The 17,211-nt window shown below is 27.8% G+C and carries 13 protein-coding genes; 10 read left to right on the top strand and 3 right to left on the bottom strand.

Going from position 1 to position 17,211, the window contains the following annotated elements:
* The first annotated feature begins 29 nt into the window (after positions 1-29).
* Positions 30-1,613 carry a glucose-6-phosphate isomerase gene (locus EV01_RS02825; protein ID WP_032518584.1) on the top strand — a complete coding sequence of 528 codons (1,584 nt, stop codon included), beginning with the start codon at positions 30-32 and terminating at the stop codon, positions 1,611-1,613.
* On the opposite strand, the gene leuS is transcribed toward EV01_RS02825, so the two are convergent.
* The gene (gene leuS, locus EV01_RS02830; RefSeq protein ID WP_032517099.1) at positions 1,610-4,180 is read right to left on the bottom strand and encodes a leucine--tRNA ligase; all 2,571 of its coding nucleotides are present in this window, start codon (positions 4,178-4,180) and stop codon (positions 1,610-1,612) included. The genes EV01_RS02825 and leuS overlap by 4 nt on opposite strands.
* Positions 4,181-4,287: 107 nt before the next feature.
* Between leuS and dapF the strand changes: the two genes are divergently transcribed.
* From dapF to EV01_RS02850, 4 genes are read left to right on the top strand one after another with little or no spacing between them, the layout of a single operon-like run.
* A complete protein-coding gene (dapF, locus tag EV01_RS02835; protein WP_032517100.1) occupies positions 4,288-5,148 on the top strand; it encodes a diaminopimelate epimerase in 861 nt (286 codons plus the stop codon).
* A complete protein-coding gene (locus tag EV01_RS02840; protein ID WP_032518583.1) occupies positions 5,148-6,320 on the top strand; it encodes a cysteine desulfurase family protein in 1,173 nt (390 codons plus the stop codon). Before dapF ends, EV01_RS02840 begins: the two co-directional genes overlap by 1 nt.
* Complete coding sequence (locus EV01_RS02845; protein ID WP_032517102.1) at positions 6,320-6,946, top strand: DUF1995 family protein; 627 nt, start codon at positions 6,320-6,322, stop codon at positions 6,944-6,946. The genes EV01_RS02840 and EV01_RS02845 overlap by 1 nt, the downstream gene beginning before the upstream one ends.
* 7 nt (positions 6,947-6,953) lie before the next feature.
* A complete protein-coding gene (locus tag EV01_RS02850; protein ID WP_032517123.1) occupies positions 6,954-8,174 on the top strand; it encodes a D-alanyl-D-alanine carboxypeptidase in 1,221 nt (406 codons plus the stop codon).
* An 8-nt stretch (positions 8,175-8,182) separates the two neighbouring features.
* Here EV01_RS02850 and coaD read toward each other — a convergent pair whose 3' ends face one another.
* Positions 8,183-8,656 carry a pantetheine-phosphate adenylyltransferase gene (coaD, locus tag EV01_RS02855; RefSeq protein ID WP_032517103.1) on the bottom strand — a complete coding sequence of 158 codons (474 nt, stop codon included), beginning with the start codon at positions 8,654-8,656 and terminating at the stop codon, positions 8,183-8,185.
* Positions 8,657-8,715: 59 nt separating this feature from the next.
* On the opposite strand from coaD, the gene EV01_RS02860 reads away from it, so the two are divergent.
* The 4 genes from EV01_RS02860 to EV01_RS02870 all read left to right on the top strand — a co-directional run bounded on the left by EV01_RS02860 (position 8,716) and on the right by EV01_RS02870 (position 12,467).
* A complete protein-coding gene (locus tag EV01_RS02860; protein WP_032517104.1) occupies positions 8,716-9,204 on the top strand; it encodes a flavin reductase family protein in 489 nt (162 codons plus the stop codon).
* 9 nt (positions 9,205-9,213) lie between these two features.
* A complete protein-coding gene (uvrC, locus tag EV01_RS02865; protein WP_032518582.1) occupies positions 9,214-11,172 on the top strand; it encodes an excinuclease ABC subunit UvrC in 1,959 nt (652 codons plus the stop codon).
* A gap of 88 nt (positions 11,173-11,260) precedes the next feature.
* Positions 11,261-11,827 (top strand): protoporphyrinogen oxidase HemJ, encoded by a 567-nt coding sequence (gene hemJ / locus EV01_RS0109110; protein WP_032517106.1) that lies wholly within the window; start codon positions 11,261-11,263, stop codon positions 11,825-11,827.
* A complete protein-coding gene (locus EV01_RS02870) occupies positions 11,820-12,467 on the top strand; it encodes a PHP domain-containing protein (protein WP_032517107.1) in 648 nt (215 codons plus the stop codon). Before hemJ ends, EV01_RS02870 begins: the two co-directional genes overlap by 8 nt.
* 1 nt (position 12,468) lies before the next feature.
* Here the strand turns inward: EV01_RS02870 and cobN are convergent, their stop codons facing one another.
* Complete coding sequence (gene cobN, locus EV01_RS02875; RefSeq protein WP_032517108.1) at positions 12,469-16,206, bottom strand: cobaltochelatase subunit CobN; 3,738 nt, start codon at positions 16,204-16,206, stop codon at positions 12,469-12,471.
* A 72-nt stretch (positions 16,207-16,278) separates the two neighbouring features.
* Here cobN and EV01_RS02880 point away from each other — a divergent pair, with 72 nt between their 5' ends.
* The gene (locus tag EV01_RS02880; RefSeq protein ID WP_032517109.1) at positions 16,279-17,193 is read left to right on the top strand and encodes a branched-chain amino acid transaminase; all 915 of its coding nucleotides are present in this window, start codon (positions 16,279-16,281) and stop codon (positions 17,191-17,193) included.
* Positions 17,194-17,211: the final 18 nt, after the last annotated feature.

Below are 17,211 nucleotides of genomic sequence, written 5' to 3'. Positions count from 1 at the left end.
ATAATAAATAAAAGAAACAAATATATAAAATGAATGGATATTTAAACTCTTGGGATAAATTTTGTAATTATCTTTGGTTTGATAAAAAATTAAATATTTGGTTAGACATAAGCAAAATTAATTTCACAAGTAAAGAGATAAAAAATTTAGAAGATAAATTTATAGATGTTTTTTCATCAATAAAAGAATTAGAAAATGGTGCTATCTCAAATATTGATGAAAATAGACAAGTTGGACATTATTGGCTTAGAAATCCATCAATTTCACCCTCTTCAAAAATAGGAGAGGAAATTAGAGCAGATATTAATGCAATCTCTGAATTTGGAAAACAAATTTTAAATGGAGATATTAAAAATAAGAATAATCAGCAGTATACTGATGTTCTTTGGATAGGAATTGGCGGAAGTGGGTTGGGACCATTACTTATTACAGAGGCACTGCAGAAAAGTTCTAGAGGTTTAAATTTTTCTTATATCGATAATGTTGATCCTTTTTTAATTAGCGAAAAGTTAGAAGAGTTATCTGAAAAATTATCAACAACACTATTTGTAGTAGTAAGTAAATCAGGTGGTACGCCTGAACCTAGAATTGCGATGGAAATTATTAAAAGTCACTGCGAAAATAATTCTCTTGAATGGAATTCTAATGCTATAGCTATAACTATGAAAGATAGTAAGTTATTTAAAAAAGCTACTACTGAAAATTGGTTAAAAATATTTAATTTGCAAGATTGGGTTGGAGGAAGAACTAGTATTACAAGCTCTGTAGGATTACTTCCATTAGCTCTTATTAATGAAAATATATTTGAATTTATTAGAGGGGCATCATTAATGGATGAAGCCACACGTATAAGTGATTTTAAAAATAATCCAGCAGCACTATTATCATCCGCATGGTATTTAACTGGGGATGGTATGGGAAAGAGAGATATGGTCGTATTACCTTATAGAGATAGGTTACAGGTATTTAGTAAATATCTCCAGCAATTAGTAATGGAATCATTAGGAAAGAAATTTAATAGGAATGGCGAAGTAGTTAATCAAGGTATTTCCGTTTTTGGTAATAAAGGATCTACAGATCAACATGCTTATGTTCAGCAACTGAGAGATGGTATTGATAATTTCTTTTGTATTTTTATTGAATTATTAGATTCTCCATCTACTAATATTTTTAATGAAAAAGAGAATCCTAAAGAATATCTCTCTGGTTTTTTGCAAGGAACCAGATCTGCACTCTCTAGTGAAAACAGACAAAGTATAACTATTACGTTAGAAAAGTTAAATTGTTTTTCACTAGGTGCTTTAATTGCCTTATTTGAGAGGGCTGTATCCTTCTACGCTGAATTGGTAAATATAAATGCATATGATCAACCTGGAGTTGAAGCTGGAAAGAAAGCAGCCGCAAATATTATTGAGTATCAACAAAAAGTAAGTAATTTATTAGATGAAGGTGGAGAATACTCTATAAGTGACATTACATCATTATTTGATAATTCAGTGAGTGAATCTATATTTTTCATACTCCGTGAAATGTGTTTCGGTAATGATTCTTATAAAGTAAAGGGGGATTGGTCAAATCCAAAATCTTTAGTTATTCAAAAAATAAATTCTTAAACAACAATATTCATAATTTTTCCTTTAACAATAATTATTTTTCTTATTTCCTTATCTTGAGTCCATTTTAATATGTTAGGTCTTTTAAGAGTCAATTTTTTAATTTGATCTTCACTCATATCATTATTAATATTTACTTTGTCTCTAACTTTTCCATTCACTTGTATTACTAGTTCATATGAATCTTCCTTTAGTGCCTCGGGATTAAAGGAAGGCCAGTGTTCTAAATGCACAGATTTTTTAAATCCCATAACATGCCATATTTCTTCTGCAATATGAGGCGCAAATGGTGCTAATAAAATAATAAATGTTTTTAAAGCTTCAATTTTTAAATTATTGTTTACGTCATTAATGGAATTTGATAATGAATTATAAAACTTCATTAGTTCTGAAATCGCAGTATTAAACTGATTATTTAATATGTCATTTGAAATTTCTTTTATAGCAATATTCATTGACTTTATTAAGCTTTTTTCTTCATCTGGAAAGGAATTAGATTTACTATTAGTATCTTTTGCACAATTTATATAAAGCTTCCAAATCCTGCTTAAAAATCTAAATTGACCTTCAACATCTGTATCTCCCCATTCCAAATCTTTTTCTGGCGGTGCTTTAAATAATATAAACATTCTTGCTGTATCTGCTCCATATTTTTTAATTACTGATTCAGGGTCTATTCCATTATATTTTGACTTAGACATCTTCTCGAAAAGAACTTCGAGTTTGGTATTGTCAATTGGATCTGTAGGATTTGATAAGTCAGTAATATCGGAAGGCGAAACATATTTACCTGTTTTATTGTTTTTATAGGCTGCAGACTGAACCATTCCTTGTGTTAATAGTTTTTTAAATGGTTCATCAATTTCAAATAGCTCATTATCCCGCAAAGCTTTAGTGAAAAATCTTGCATATAACAAATGCAATATTGCATGTTCTACTCCTCCAACATATTGATCTACAGGTAACCATTTATTAATTTCAGTCTTTTCAAATGGCTTACTTGAACATTTTGAAGATGGATATCTTAAAAAATACCATGATGAACACATAAAAGTATCCATAGTATCAGTTTCTTTTTTTGCCAATATGCCACATTTTGGACATATTGTATTTATCCAATTATTATTATCACCTAAAGCATTAATCTTGTTAGCCGAGATATCTATATCTTTTGGTAATTCAACAGGTAATTCAGATTGGTTTAATGGAACAGACCCACATTTTTTACAATTAACGATGGGAATCGGACATCCCCAATATCTTTGTCTAGATATTAACCAATCTCTTAAACGATATTGAATCTTATTTTCGGCCCATCCATTATTTACACCCACCTCTGAAATTTTTAATTTGGCAATAGTATTTGCTATACCATTGTATTGATTTGAATTAATAAGATATCCATTTTCCACATAAGCTTCATCAAGTTCTTTAGTTTGTACACTTTTATCCTTTATTATGACTTGTTTAATATCAATATTATTTTTTTTGGCAAAATCAAAATCTCTTTGATCATGAGCAGGCACTCCCATAACAGCTCCTGTTCCGTATTCGTCAAGAACATAACTTGCCACCCAAATAGGAATAGGTTCAGAATTAACTGGATTAATTGCTATTAAGCTAGTTTTTATTCCAATTTTTTCAAGTTCATTATCTTTATTATTTTTCAAATATTGTTTAAGATTTTCTATATCTTGTATGGTTTCTTGATCAGAAATATTTTTAATTAATGAGTGATTAACAGAAATTGCTAAATAAGTAACACCAAATAAAGTATCTGGTCTTGTTGTAAATACAGTTATTTTCTTTTCTGGATTGGTATTAATATTGAAATTAATATTTGTACCAATTGACTTACCAATCCAATTATCTTGCATTATTTTTACTCTTTCTGGCCAGTTATCTAATTTTTCTAAATCCTTCAATAACTCATCCGCATAATTAGTAATCCTTAAAAACCATTGCTTTAATAATTTTTTTTCAACTACTGCCCCAGATCTCCAAGATTTACCCTCTGAGTCAACTTGTTCATTCGCTAAGACTGTATTATCTATAGGATCCCAATTAACTTCTGATTCCTTTTGATATACAAGACCTGCCTTGTATAACTCTAAAAATAGATATTGAGTCCAAATATAATAATTTTCATCACAAGTTGCAAATTCTCTATCCCAATCAACTGATAGTCCCAAAAGTTTTAATTGTGACTTCATATGAGAAATATTTTTTTTTGTCCAGACACTTGGACTAATACCTCTCTCAATTGCTGCATTCTCAGCAGGCAAACCAAAAGCATCCCAACCCATTGGATGTAAAACCGATTTGCCCTTAAACCTCTGGAACCGAGCTATTAAGTCTGTAATAACATAATTCCTAACATGTCCCATATGAAGATTACCTGAAGGGTAGGGAAACATTGATAAGGCATAAAATTTATCGCTATTCTCAGTTAATTCATCGGTTTTGTATAAATTGTTTTCTGTCCAAATTGACTGCCATTTTTTTTCTATTTCAGAAGGATTATATAAATTGGTATCAGCCACATATTGTTTATCGGGAGAAATCACTTAATTTTTATTTATTAAATTATTATTTTAATATCCATTGTATAAAATAGAAATAGATTGTTAAAAGGAATAATTTATAATTAAAATTTAAAATATATTATCTACAAATGCAAAAAATAACTTTTGAAAAATATCAAGGTAATGGTAATGATTTCATACTGATTGATTCTAGAGGAAATGATTTATATCAAAATTACAAGACAAATAAAATAATTGATATAAAAAATATTTGCAATAGGCAATTTGGGATTGGAGCAGATGGTGTGATTTTCATAGAAGAACCTAATAAAGATAATTATGCAAAAATGATAATCTTTAATTCTGATGGTTCTGAAGCACAAATGTGTGGAAACGGAATTAGGTGTTTAGTTGAGTATCTCCATGTAAATGATTCAAAGAATAATAAAAATATAGAATATAAAATTGAGACTAAAGCAGGTTTAAAAATTGCAAAATATATAAATAATGAAATTACAGTAAAAATGGGAGTTCCGATTTTTGAAAGTAAAAATATACCAACAACAATTGAAAAAAAAATAAATTTAATTCCTTCACATGAATTTATTGAGAAAAATTTTAATAATATAGGTTATGCCGTAGGAATGGGAAATCCTCATTTAATATTCTTTATACAAGATATAGAGTCAATTGTTCTTTCCAGACTTGGGCCTATATTTGAAAAAAATGAATTATTTCCAGAAAAAACTAATGTGCATTTTTGTCAAATTCTAAATAGAGATAATATAAAAGTAAAAGTATGGGAAAGAGGAGCAGGACCAACCTTAGCCTGTGGAACAGGCGCCTGTGCTATTCATGTAGCAGCTTATAAATTAGGTCTATGTAATTCGCAAACTATTGTAACTTTACCAGGAGGTAATCTTAAAATAGATTGGTCAAAAGACGATTGTGAAGTCATAATGACCGGTAATGCTAAAAAGGTTTTCTCAGGATCAATGTTAGTAATTTAATGGAAAATAATTTTATATATTTAGATAATGCATCCACAACTCCATTATCTGAGAATGTTTTAAATATAATAAATTCAACTTATAAGAATTATTGGCATAACCCTTCATCTACATATGAGCTAGGGATAAAATGTTCTACATATCTTGAAAAAATTAGATCTAAAATTGCTTATATATTTGAAGCAGAACCAGAGAATATAATTTTTACATCTGGTTCATCGGAATCAACAAATATTGTATTTAATAATATTTATGAAAACTTTAAAAATGGTAGAGTTGTTATTTCAAATGTTGAACATCAAGCAACAAATATTTGTGCTAATAAACTTAGAAAACAAAATTGGGATATTTACGAATGGGCGGTAAAAAATGATGGGATTTTAAATATTGCTAATATCGATAAAATTTTAACTAATGAAACTAAACTAGTATCAATTATTTGGGGACAAAGTGAAATTGGATCAATACAACCTGTTCAATTTATCGGTTCCAAATGTGAAGAATTAAATATAATGTTTCATTTAGATGGAACTCAAATATTAAGTAATGGAATATTCAGTTGGAAGGATCTTAAATGTGATTTTTTAAGTTTATCTGCTCATAAATTTGGAGGTCCAAAAGGTATCGGTATACTTTTAACAAAAGAAAAGTCTAAACATATTTTAAAAAATAATGACATATCACTTAGTCAGGAATTTTCAATTAGACAAGGTACACAAGCTTTGCCATTAATCGCTGGAATGTATGAATCATTAAAAAATATTAAAGGAAAAATAAAATTATATGATTACATTACAGAATTTCCTTCTAATAATATAAATGAACTTAAAAATTATTTTTTTCAAAAAATTAAGGATAATAATCACATAAAGATTACTGGAAGTGTATACCATAGGCTTCCCAATCATATTTCTTTTCTACTATTAAATAAACTTTTTGAGCCCATAAAGGCCTATAAGATTGTTAATTTCATGTCAGAAAATAGAATAGCCATAAGTAGCGGAAGTGCTTGTTCAAGCTTATCTGGGAAACCTAGCTCAACACTTAAAAATATGGGTTTAAAAGATGATGAACTATATTCAAATATTCGTGTTACTTTAGGATCAATAAACAATAAGTCAGAAATAGATAAATTTTTAGAACTTATTCAAATATGTATTGACAAATTTTAATGGCAACCAATTACAGATTACCTAAAGATTTAAATGAATCTCTTAAAAATATGGAGGATGCAATTATTCCAAGTTTATTAGATTCAAATAAAAGATTTACTATAGAATTTAATTTTGAAGGATTGAAGTTTAACAGAATTGGAATAACTATCTACAAAATATTGTCTAAAAATAATAATGTATTTATAACATTTGCTGATCAAGGTGCTGTAGCATTGGCTCAAAGAGACTATCCAGATATCAAAGATAAAATTTTTACTTTTAAATCATTTAATGAATCAAATAATATAAATAATTTTGATAGTGCAATGATATCGATACTACCTCAGCCATATGATTTCGATTCATTTGAACCAATGTCTGATAATTATCAAGGAACGCATTATTCATTAAATCCAAAATTTGAAGATGCCAATATTGGTATAGGAAGTGTTATTAGAGAGCGACGTAAAAACTTTGTCAAAACCTGGAAAAATATTTATTTTCTTCAGCCTTTAAATAAAGGTGCACTAATGCATATTTATCCAAATAACTGGTTGCTTTTCAAAGAAGAAAATAAAAGATATTTTTTTAAAAAAGAATTTGAAATTAAACCCGACAATGAATCTATTTTTGTAAATTTATAGATTGAATGTGATAAAAAAAATTTATTCATTTTTCTTTGTTGTTCTTGTACTAGTAACATCTCCTTTCTTAATAAGATATTTACTAGCAAATCAGAAAATAACCTTTTTAAATAGTATTTATTTTAATTTCCCAGGAATAATTACTAAAAACAAAAGATGTCCTACCTATGATGCTTTATTGAATCAAACGCTTGATGATTCTTTTAGTGTATCAATTATTAATAATAAAGGGGAAATAATAAGTTCATACAATGAAGATGTTCCAAGGTTGCCAGCATCTAATCAAAAATTATTCTCATCAGCTTATGTCTTAAGTAAATATAAATTAAATAATAATTTAAAAACATCCTTATTAAAAAAAAATAAAAACTATTATTATTTGCACGGTCAAGGTGATCCAGATCTGAATTATGCACATATAATCGAACTAATTTCAAACGTTGAAGAAAATAAAATTATTAACTTTAATATTGTAGAAATTGATTCAAAATTATATTGGCCTAATGGTTGGACAAATACTGATAAACTATACGAATATGGCTCTCCAATTACATCTCTTGCAATAGAAAGTAATAACAATAAATATGATGATATTTATGCATTAAAAAATTTTATTAAAAATTATTTAAAAAATAAATTTCCAAATTCAAAAATATATATAAATTTTTTTGATTCAGAAAAAACATTTTATTTAAAAAATATTAAAGAGATAAAAAAAATATATTCAACTCCAATTCTTTCATTATTAACTCTAACAAATTCTGAAAGCCATAATTTTACAGCTGAATCTCTCTTTAAAAATGCCTCAAATACATGGAACGATAATGACTATATAAAATTGAAAAGATGGCTTGAAAATAAAGGCCTCCCCGTAACTAATGCATACTTTGCAGATGCTAGTGGATTGTCTAGAAAAAATAAAATTACAACAAAGTTAGTTGTATTATTTTTAGATAAAATGAGATATTTTAATGATTTTAAAGCTTATCAATCTACACTTTCAATTACTGGAGTAAGAGGAACGTTAGCTAAAAGATTTGTAAATAGTGAGATATCTGGAAAGTTTTTTGGCAAAACTGGTACTCTTTCAAATGTATTTGCATTATCTGGCTTTTTATATAAAAATGAAAAGCCAATAATCATAAGCATAATCCAAAATTCTAAACAAATTGATAAAGAAAAAGCTTTTAAATTATTAAGTGATCTTTATTACTTGAAATCTTGTTAATAAAAATATTATTTAAAGTATTCTTTTAAATCCCTTTCAACAGAGGGTGGTACCATGTGATTAATTTCACCACCAAATTTTGCAACTTCTTTTACTAAAGAACTACTTAGAAAACTATAGTTTGTATTTGTCGATAAAAATATAGTTTCAATATCATTATTAAGAGATTTATTTGTATGAGCAATCTGGAGTTCATACTCAAAATCACTCATTGCTCTTAAGCCTCTAAGAATAAGATTAGCTTTTAGATCATTTGCACAATCAACAGTTAGACCAGAATAAGAAATAATTTCAATATTAGGTAAATGTGAAAGAGAATTTTTTATTTGTATTATTCTTCTTTCAAGATTAAATGTTGGTGTTTTAGAAGTATTTTCTAAAACAGCAACTACTAGATTTCCAAATATTTTTTCAGCCCTTTCTATTAAATCAAGATGACCGTTTGTTAAAGGATCAAATGTACCTGGATAAAGAATTTTCATGAATTTATTATGATCGAATAAGAAATTTAGTTAAAATAAGATTATTAGATAAATCAATTATGACATTAAATCTGGAAGCAAAAAAAATCTTATTAAGAAAAATACCTCACGGATTATTTATTTGTGGTGTTAGAGACGAGGATAAAAATGAAGTAAATGGATTTACTGCAAGTTGGGTAACTCAAGGTTCCTTCACGCCACCATTAGTTGTAATGGCGGTTAGAGCAGAGGGTTCTAGTCATGAAATAATAAAGTCCACCAATAAGTTCTCATTAAATGTCCTAAAAAGTGATCAAAAGGATCTAGCAGCTGTTTTCTTTAAACCCCAAAAAGCATTAGGAGGTAGATTTGAATCTGTTGAATTTAATTTTGGTGAACTTGGATTGCCTATTTTAGTTGATAGTGTTGGAGGAGTTGAATGTAATGTTGTTGGAAGTGTTATGCATGGAGACCATACCGTTTTTGTAGGAGAAGTTATATCTGCTTATCTGAATAATGATGTTGACTCACTAAATTTATCTTCAACTGGCTGGAATTATGGAGGGTAACCACTATAAATGAGTAATTCCTCTATAGAAAAAATAGATAATAAATATAATTTTAAAATTGAATATAAATTAATTAATAATAAAGAGTTATTAAAATCAAGATTATCTGAAATTCCAAAGTCATCTGGTTGTTATCTTTTTAAAGATATTGATAATAACTTACTTTATATCGGTAAATCTAAAAAACTACGTAGTAGAGTAAGTAGTTATTTCAATAATTATTCAGATTTAACTCCCCGATTAAGTTTGATGGTTCGTCAAATAACAGAAATAGAAATAATAGTCACAGATAGCGAATATGAAGCATTAAATTTAGAGTCAAATTTAATTAAAACAAATAAACCATACTTTAATATTCTTTTAAAGGATGATAAGAAATATCCATATCTTTGTATAACCTGGAGTGAAAAATATCCTCGCATATTTATTACGAGAAGAAGAAGAAATAGAAATAATTTAGATAGATATTATGGACCATATGTTGATGTCGGATTATTAAGGAGAACATTATTTACGATAAAAAAAATATTTCCACTTAGACAAAGACCAAGGCCAGTATATAAAGATAGAACTTGTTTGAATTACTCAATAGGAAGATGCCCAGGTGTTTGCCAAGAAGTTATATCATCTGACGATTATAAAAAAATAATGAAACAAGTATCTATGATATTTCAGGGAAGAAATGATGACTTAGAAATATTTTTACAAAAAAAAATGTTGCAATTTTCAAATGATTTAGATTATGAGAATGCAGCAAAAATAAGAGACCAAATTTCAGGTTTAAAATTATTAACGGAATCACAAAAAATATCAGTACCAGATTCTTCAATTAATAGAGATATCTTTGGAATAGTTTCAGAAAAAAATGTAGCTAGTATACAAATTTTCCAAATGAGATCTGGTAAGCTCATTGGGAGAATTGGCTATAGTCAAAAATTAAATAATGAAGATGAAAATCTTATCCTACAAAAGATATTAGAAGAGCATTATATGAACGTTGAAGCTGTAGAAATACCATCAGAAATTCTTATTCAATATAACCTTCCAAAACAAGCAACCATAGAGGATTGGTTAACGGAGCTAAGAAAAAAGAAAGTAAAAATCATAATCCCAAAAAGAAATAAAAAACATGAAACTGTAGAAATGGTTTTAAAAAATGCAAAATTGGAATTAGATAGAATATTAAATGGGATACAAGATAATGAATCGTCTATTGAGGATCTTGCCCAAATACTTGAATTAAGCGAACAACCTAAAAGAATTGAAGGTTATGATATAAGCCATATTCAAGGTAGTGATCCTGTAGCATCACAAGTCGTTTTTATTGATGGAATTCCTTCTAAACAGCATTATAGGAAATATAAAATTAAAGATCCAAACGTTTTTGTAGGACATAGTGATGATTTTGCTTCTATATATGAAGTAATACATAGAAGGTTTAAAAAATGGTCAAGATTTAAAAAAAACGGAGGGGATTTTTCAATATTAAATGATAAAACGAATAGTAAATTAGACAATGAACTTCTATCAGATTGGCCTAATTTAATAATGATTGATGGAGGAAAAGGACAGTTAAATGCAGCTATTAAAGCATTAAAAGAATTAAATCTTGAGGAAGAAGTAACTATATGTTCATTAGCAAAAAAAAATGAAGAAATATTTATTCCAGGCTTTACTAAGTCTCTTGATACTGATGAAAATCAAAAAGGAGTTCTTCTTTTAAGAAGGGTAAGAGATGAAGCGCATAGATTTGCATTATCTTTTCATAGAGACAAAAGATCTAAGAGAATGAATAGATCTCAATTATCCCAAATCAGTGGATTAGGACCATCAAGAATAAGAGAATTGCTTGAGCATTTTAAATCAATAGACGCGATAAGAATAGCTAGTAAAGAGGATTTATCAAAAGTTAAAGGACTTGGAAAAAATTCAGTAAATGATATATATGAATATTTTAACGAGTTATAAATATTAATTAATTTTTGAAAAATAGATTTCTTGATATTGTTAAATATAACTATATTAAAAATATATAATTTTAAATTAATCTAGTAATTTGGCAGCTGAAGCATACCTCTGGTTTAAATCACTTCACATTATTGGTGTAATCGTTTGGTTTGCAGGACTTTTTTATTTAGTAAGACTTTTTATATATCATGAAGAATCTAAAAATATGGGTAATGAATTAAAAATTGCCTTTAATAAACAATACACCTTAATGGAAAAAAGGCTGGCGAATATAATCACAACACCTGGGATGATATTAGCTTTAAGTATGGCTATATGCATGATTATTATGCAACCAAGTTGGTTAAGTGAGAAGTGGTTGCAAATTAAAATTTCTTTTGTTTTAGGATTAGTAATTTATCATTCTTATTGTTACAAAATAATGTATTCATTACAAAATGGGACTTCAACCATTTCAGCAAAAAACCTTAGATTATTAAATGAATTGCCTACATTATTATTATTTATAATTGTACTTTTAGTTATTTTTAAAAATAATTTTCCAACTAGTGTTGCTACTTGGAGCGTAGTTGGACTAATTTTTTTCATGTTGGCTTCAATACAATTATATGCAAAGATTAGAAAGAAAAATGAGAATACTTTAAGTAATGAATAAGGAGGACTTAGTAAAATTAACTTCCAATATTAATAAAAATAGTTGTCCTAAAAATATTAATTTTCACTGTCATACAAAATTTAGTGATGGAAGTCTAGAACCATATGAACTTTTAGAACAAGCTTATAAAAATAACTTGAAATTTTTATCAATAACCGATCATCATACAATTAAAGCTCATGAATATATAAAAAAAAATAATATACTCAAAAATTATCCTAAAGATTCTTTTACGTTAATTTCCGGAATAGAAATTAATTGTTTAATTCTTGGATGTTTAGTACATGTAATTGGATTGGGAATAGATATAAAAAGTAAATACCTAAATCCCTATATCCTTGGAGAGTCTCCAATAGGTAATGATTTAAATATTAAATCAGTTATCAAAGCAATAAATTTAGCTGGTGGTTTATCATTTCTTGCTCATCCAGCGAGATATAGGATTCCCTTTTATAAATTAATTCCAGAGGCCAAAACACAAGGTATTGATGGAATAGAGGTTTGGTACGATTATGAACTTAATGAAGTATGGAATCCTAGTTTATTTGTATGTTCAGAAATAGATAAATTAGCAGATAAATATTCAATGCTAAAAACATGCGGAACAGATAGTCATGGACTTTCGCTATTAGGTAGATAATTCAGAATTCGTTTTTTTCAATTATTGAATCAGTATTAATAATTATGTTCTTTAAATTTTCAATGACATCTGATGAACAATTATTCCACATTTTTCTATTGACAATTTCAAGAAATCTTTGTGCAATATCTCTTAAAGCCCATGGATTGTTCTCTAGAAAGAAATTCCTAAGATTAAGATCACATAACCATGATTTATAAACTTCCTCATAACACCAATCTGAGACTACTTCAGTAGATGCATCAAAAGCATATAAGTAATCTAGTGTAGCTGAAAATTCAAACGCTCCTTTATAACCATTATCCTTCATTCCATTTATCCATTTAGGGTTAAGTATTCTTGATATGACAACCTTATTGATTTCGACTTGTAATTTTGAAATTTTAGATAATCCAAATTTTGATAAATCACCATGATACATTTCAGGTAATTTACCGCTCAATTTTTTTACTGCTGAAGATAATCCACCCTGAAACTGATAATAATCATCAGAATCTAAAATATCATGTTCCCTATTATCTTGGTTATGAAGAACTAACTGCACATTTTTAAGAGCATTTTCTAATGATTTTTTATCCTCTATAGGTTCAAGATTATCACCGTAAATCCACTTACTCCAATTAAGAAAAGATTCTCCAAAATCATCAATATTTTCCCAATTAGAATTTGAAATTAGTTCTTGCAGACCAGCTCCATATGAACCTGGCGCTGAACCAAATATACGATTAATTGAATCACCATCCCTTGATGCCTCAGCTAGAGGGTTAAATTTATCATCCTCATTAAGATTAGAAACAAGATTAATTGCATTAGAAGTTAATTTAACTAACTGTGGAAATGCATCTCTAAACATTCCCGAAATCCTTAAAGTAACATCAACCCTTGGTCTTTGGAGAATAGATAAAGGAATGATTTCTAAATCTACTACTCTTCTTGAAGGTCCATCCCAAATAGGATGTACTCCTAATAAATATAGTATTTGACAAATGTCTTCACCACCATTTCTCATTGTGGATGTTGCCCATACGGATATTGCTATATTTTTTAAATCTTCTCCATTATCTTGTTTGTATAAATCAAGTATTTGTGAAGCGGATTGACAACCAACACTCCATGCTGATTCAGTTGGCAGTCCTCTCGAATCAACTGAAAAAAAATTTTTACCAGTGGGTAAAGCTTCAGTTTTACCTCTCGTAGGGGCTCCAGATGGACCACTTTTTACATATTGTCCATTTAACGAATTAATAAATGATAATTTCTCGTTAAATGAAGAATTAATGATTGGATATAGAATCTCTTTTTTTAATAATAAAAAATACTGATTATGTTTTTTTGCATTAAAGAAATAGTCTATTATTTTCTGATTTTTATATATTTCTAGATTTTTTATTTTCGTATTCTTTTTGTAAAAAAACAAATATATTAAATACTTTGCTTGTTGTTCCAAAAAATCAATAGCCATTCTAAAGTTTAAAATGTTTTTGTTGGAAAAAGTCAATAATATTTTTTTATCCTTTTCACTTAACATTTGATCATATTGATTTGTCCAAGGATTCAAATCTAGTTTTAAATGTTTTGCTATATATTGAATAACACCAATTCGGTTGGCATTTGGAACTCTAGCTATACACAAGAATAAATTTATTTCATTAATGACATTCTGCCTATTACCAAAAATATGCAATCCTGTCCTAATTTGAGATTCTTTAATTCTACAAAGAAAGGAATCAATTTCTTCTATTTGATTATTTGTATTCATTAAAGTAATTTCTCTAAAATCTTTTTTAATTAATTCAAAAATGGATTTTTCTATTATTTCAATCCGATTAGAATTTAATAATTTTGCTTCAAAATATTCGTCTAAATAATTTTCTAATATTGAATATTTTCCATATAATTCTGACCTATCCAAAGGAGGGGTTAGATGATCAATAATTGTTGCTGCAGTTCTTCTTTTAGCTTGGGACCCTTCTCCAGGATCATTTACTATAAAGGGATATATGTTTGGTATTGCTGGACAAATAATATTTGGAAAACATTTATTGCTGAGACCTATAGATTTGCCTGGTAACCATTCAACAGTTCCATGTTTACCAATATGGCACATAGCATTTGCATTAAAAACTTTTTCAATCCAAAAATATTGTGCTAAATATCTATGGGGAGGTGGAAGATCGGGAGAATGAATATCTCTATCAGTGAAAGCGTCATAACCTCGTTGAGGTTGAATCAATAATGTTATTTTTCCAAATCTAAGACCATTTATTGAAAAGCCTTTATTATCTAGATCGATCGCATCAGATGGTTTGCCCCAACGATTAACAATAATATTTTTGGGATCAAGTTCTAAATAATTCCAATATTTTAAATATTCACTAAGTGGTAAGTAATCTAATGGTTTATTATTTTGAGATTCAATATCATTAGTTCTAGTTTTTATAAGCATTGACATTAATTCCGAAGAATCTTGAGGATAATTACAAGATCCAAGGTCATAACCTTCTTCTTTTAACCAATTAAGAATATTTATTATTGAAGATGGTGTATTTAGACCGACGCCATTACCGATTCTTCCGTTCTTTACTGGATAATTACTTATTACTAAACAAATTCTTTTATCAAAATTATTAAGTTTTTGAAGTTTCACATAATTTGATGCAAATTTTGAAATCCATTGAATACCTATTTGATCAGCTTTGTAACTAGTTATTTCACTATATAGTGTATTTTTCTTAGAAATTATTTCTTTAAATGCTGAAGGACAGGTAGTAATTCTTCCATCAAATTCGGGAATAATTATTTGCATTAATAAATCAGATGAATTCATTCCAATAGATGAATTTAACCACTTTTTTCTTGATCTATTAGAAGAAAGAAGCTGTAAAATTGGAATTTTAAGAGAAGTAAAAATATTTGTTGAATTTTCAATTAAATCGTTATTTTTGATTTGAGATGAAGAAAATGAAGTAGTGGTAATTATTAGTTTAATATCTTCTTTTTTAAAAATGTCTATTAATTTTTTCTGAATAATATGATCTTTTAGTGTTGAAATAAAAAATGTTTTAGGAGATAGTCCGCATTTTCTTAATTGCAAGTTAAGTTTTTCGTTTACTTCAATTTCATTAGCCAAAAAAAGAGATTTATAGGATATTATTCCTATCTTTTCGCCTTTTTCATATTTCCAATCATGTAAATAGGGATCTGCATAAAAAGTAATATTCAAAAACTCATCAGGAATTAATTTTTCATCTACAACTAAATAATTTAAACAATTAAGAAACTTTCTATAATTTTCCAGTCCTCCAGATCTCAGTAATCTAGAAATATTTAATGCAATATTTTTATCTATACTACTTATTTCACATAAGGAAATTTCCTGATCAATGGTACCTGATAGGATTACTAACTTCCTTTTTTTATTAACTGCTTGCCAATTTAAAAGTTGTTCAATTCCATAGTTCCATGTACCTTTATCTCCAAATATTCTAAGTACGACAACTTTTGCATAATTAATTGTTTTTAATAAATAATTATCTATTTGAGCTGAGGAATTTAAATTAGAAATTTCTAAAGCTCTTATATTATTTTTTAATGAAGCAAATTCTTTTTCTAACAATAAGTTTGATATAAGATTTAAATCAGCCTTGACACTTGTTATAAAAATAAAATCTGCAGCTGGTTGCTCAATTAAATCATCCTTATTCTTTTCATTTCCTGCAATATTTAATATCCTGTGCATTTTTAAATATAAATTAGGTTTAGAATATATAAGTAGGATAAAACAAGTTTACCTTAATTAAATAAATTAAATATGCATGAATTTCTTCCATACGCCTGGTTCGAAGGTAAATGTATTCCATTTAAAGAAGCAAAAATATCAATAGCTACTCATGCTCTACATTACGGTACTGCTGCATTTGGAGGAATGCGAGCGATACCTAACCCAACAAACAAAGAAGAATTCCTATTGTTTAGAACAGATAAACATATAAAAAGATTATCTCAAAGTGCAAAATTACTATTAACTGAAATTTCTGAAGAATATATTTTTAAAGCTTTAGAAGAAGTTATAAAAAGAAACAAGCCAGAAAAACCTATTTATATAAGACCATTTGTATATACAAGCGATTTAGGTATAGCTCCAAGGTTACACAATATTGAAACAGATTTCTTTATTTATTGTATTGAACTAGGAGATTATCTATCTCCAGATGGTGTTTCTTGTAGAATGAGTAGTTGGACAAGACAAGAAGATAGATCTCTCCCCTTAAGAGGAAAAATAAGTGGAGCATATATTACTAGTTCATTAGCTAAAACAGAAGCTAGTTTATCTGGTTTTGATGAAGCCCTGCTATTAAATTCAAGTGGTAAGGTAAGCGAAGCTAGTGGTATGAATTTATTTATTGTAAGGAATGGGGACTTAATCACTCCTGGTGTTGATCAAGATATCCTTGAAGGGATTACTAGAGCTAGTGTAATTGAATTAGCAAAATCATTTGGAATAAATGTAATTGAGAGGCCTGTTGATAAAACAGAATTATTTATAGCAGATGAAGTTTTTCTAACTGGTACAGCAGCAAAAATTACACCAGTTAAAAAAATTGAATCAACTGAATTAAATGTTGAAAGACCAATAATGAATAAATTAAAAAGTAAGCTTATAGAAATAACAGAAGGTCGTTCTCAAGACTATGATGATTGGGTAACAAGAATTTCACTAAAATAAATTAATTTTTACCTAAAA

The sequence above is a fragment of the Prochlorococcus marinus str. MIT 9401 genome (assembly GCF_000760095.1).
GTDB classification, from domain to species: Bacteria; Cyanobacteriota; Cyanobacteriia; order PCC-6307; family Cyanobiaceae; genus Prochlorococcus_A; species Prochlorococcus_A marinus_I.
The sequence above is the reverse complement of the archived record's forward strand: the minus strand, read 5'-3'. Positions and strand labels throughout refer to the sequence as shown.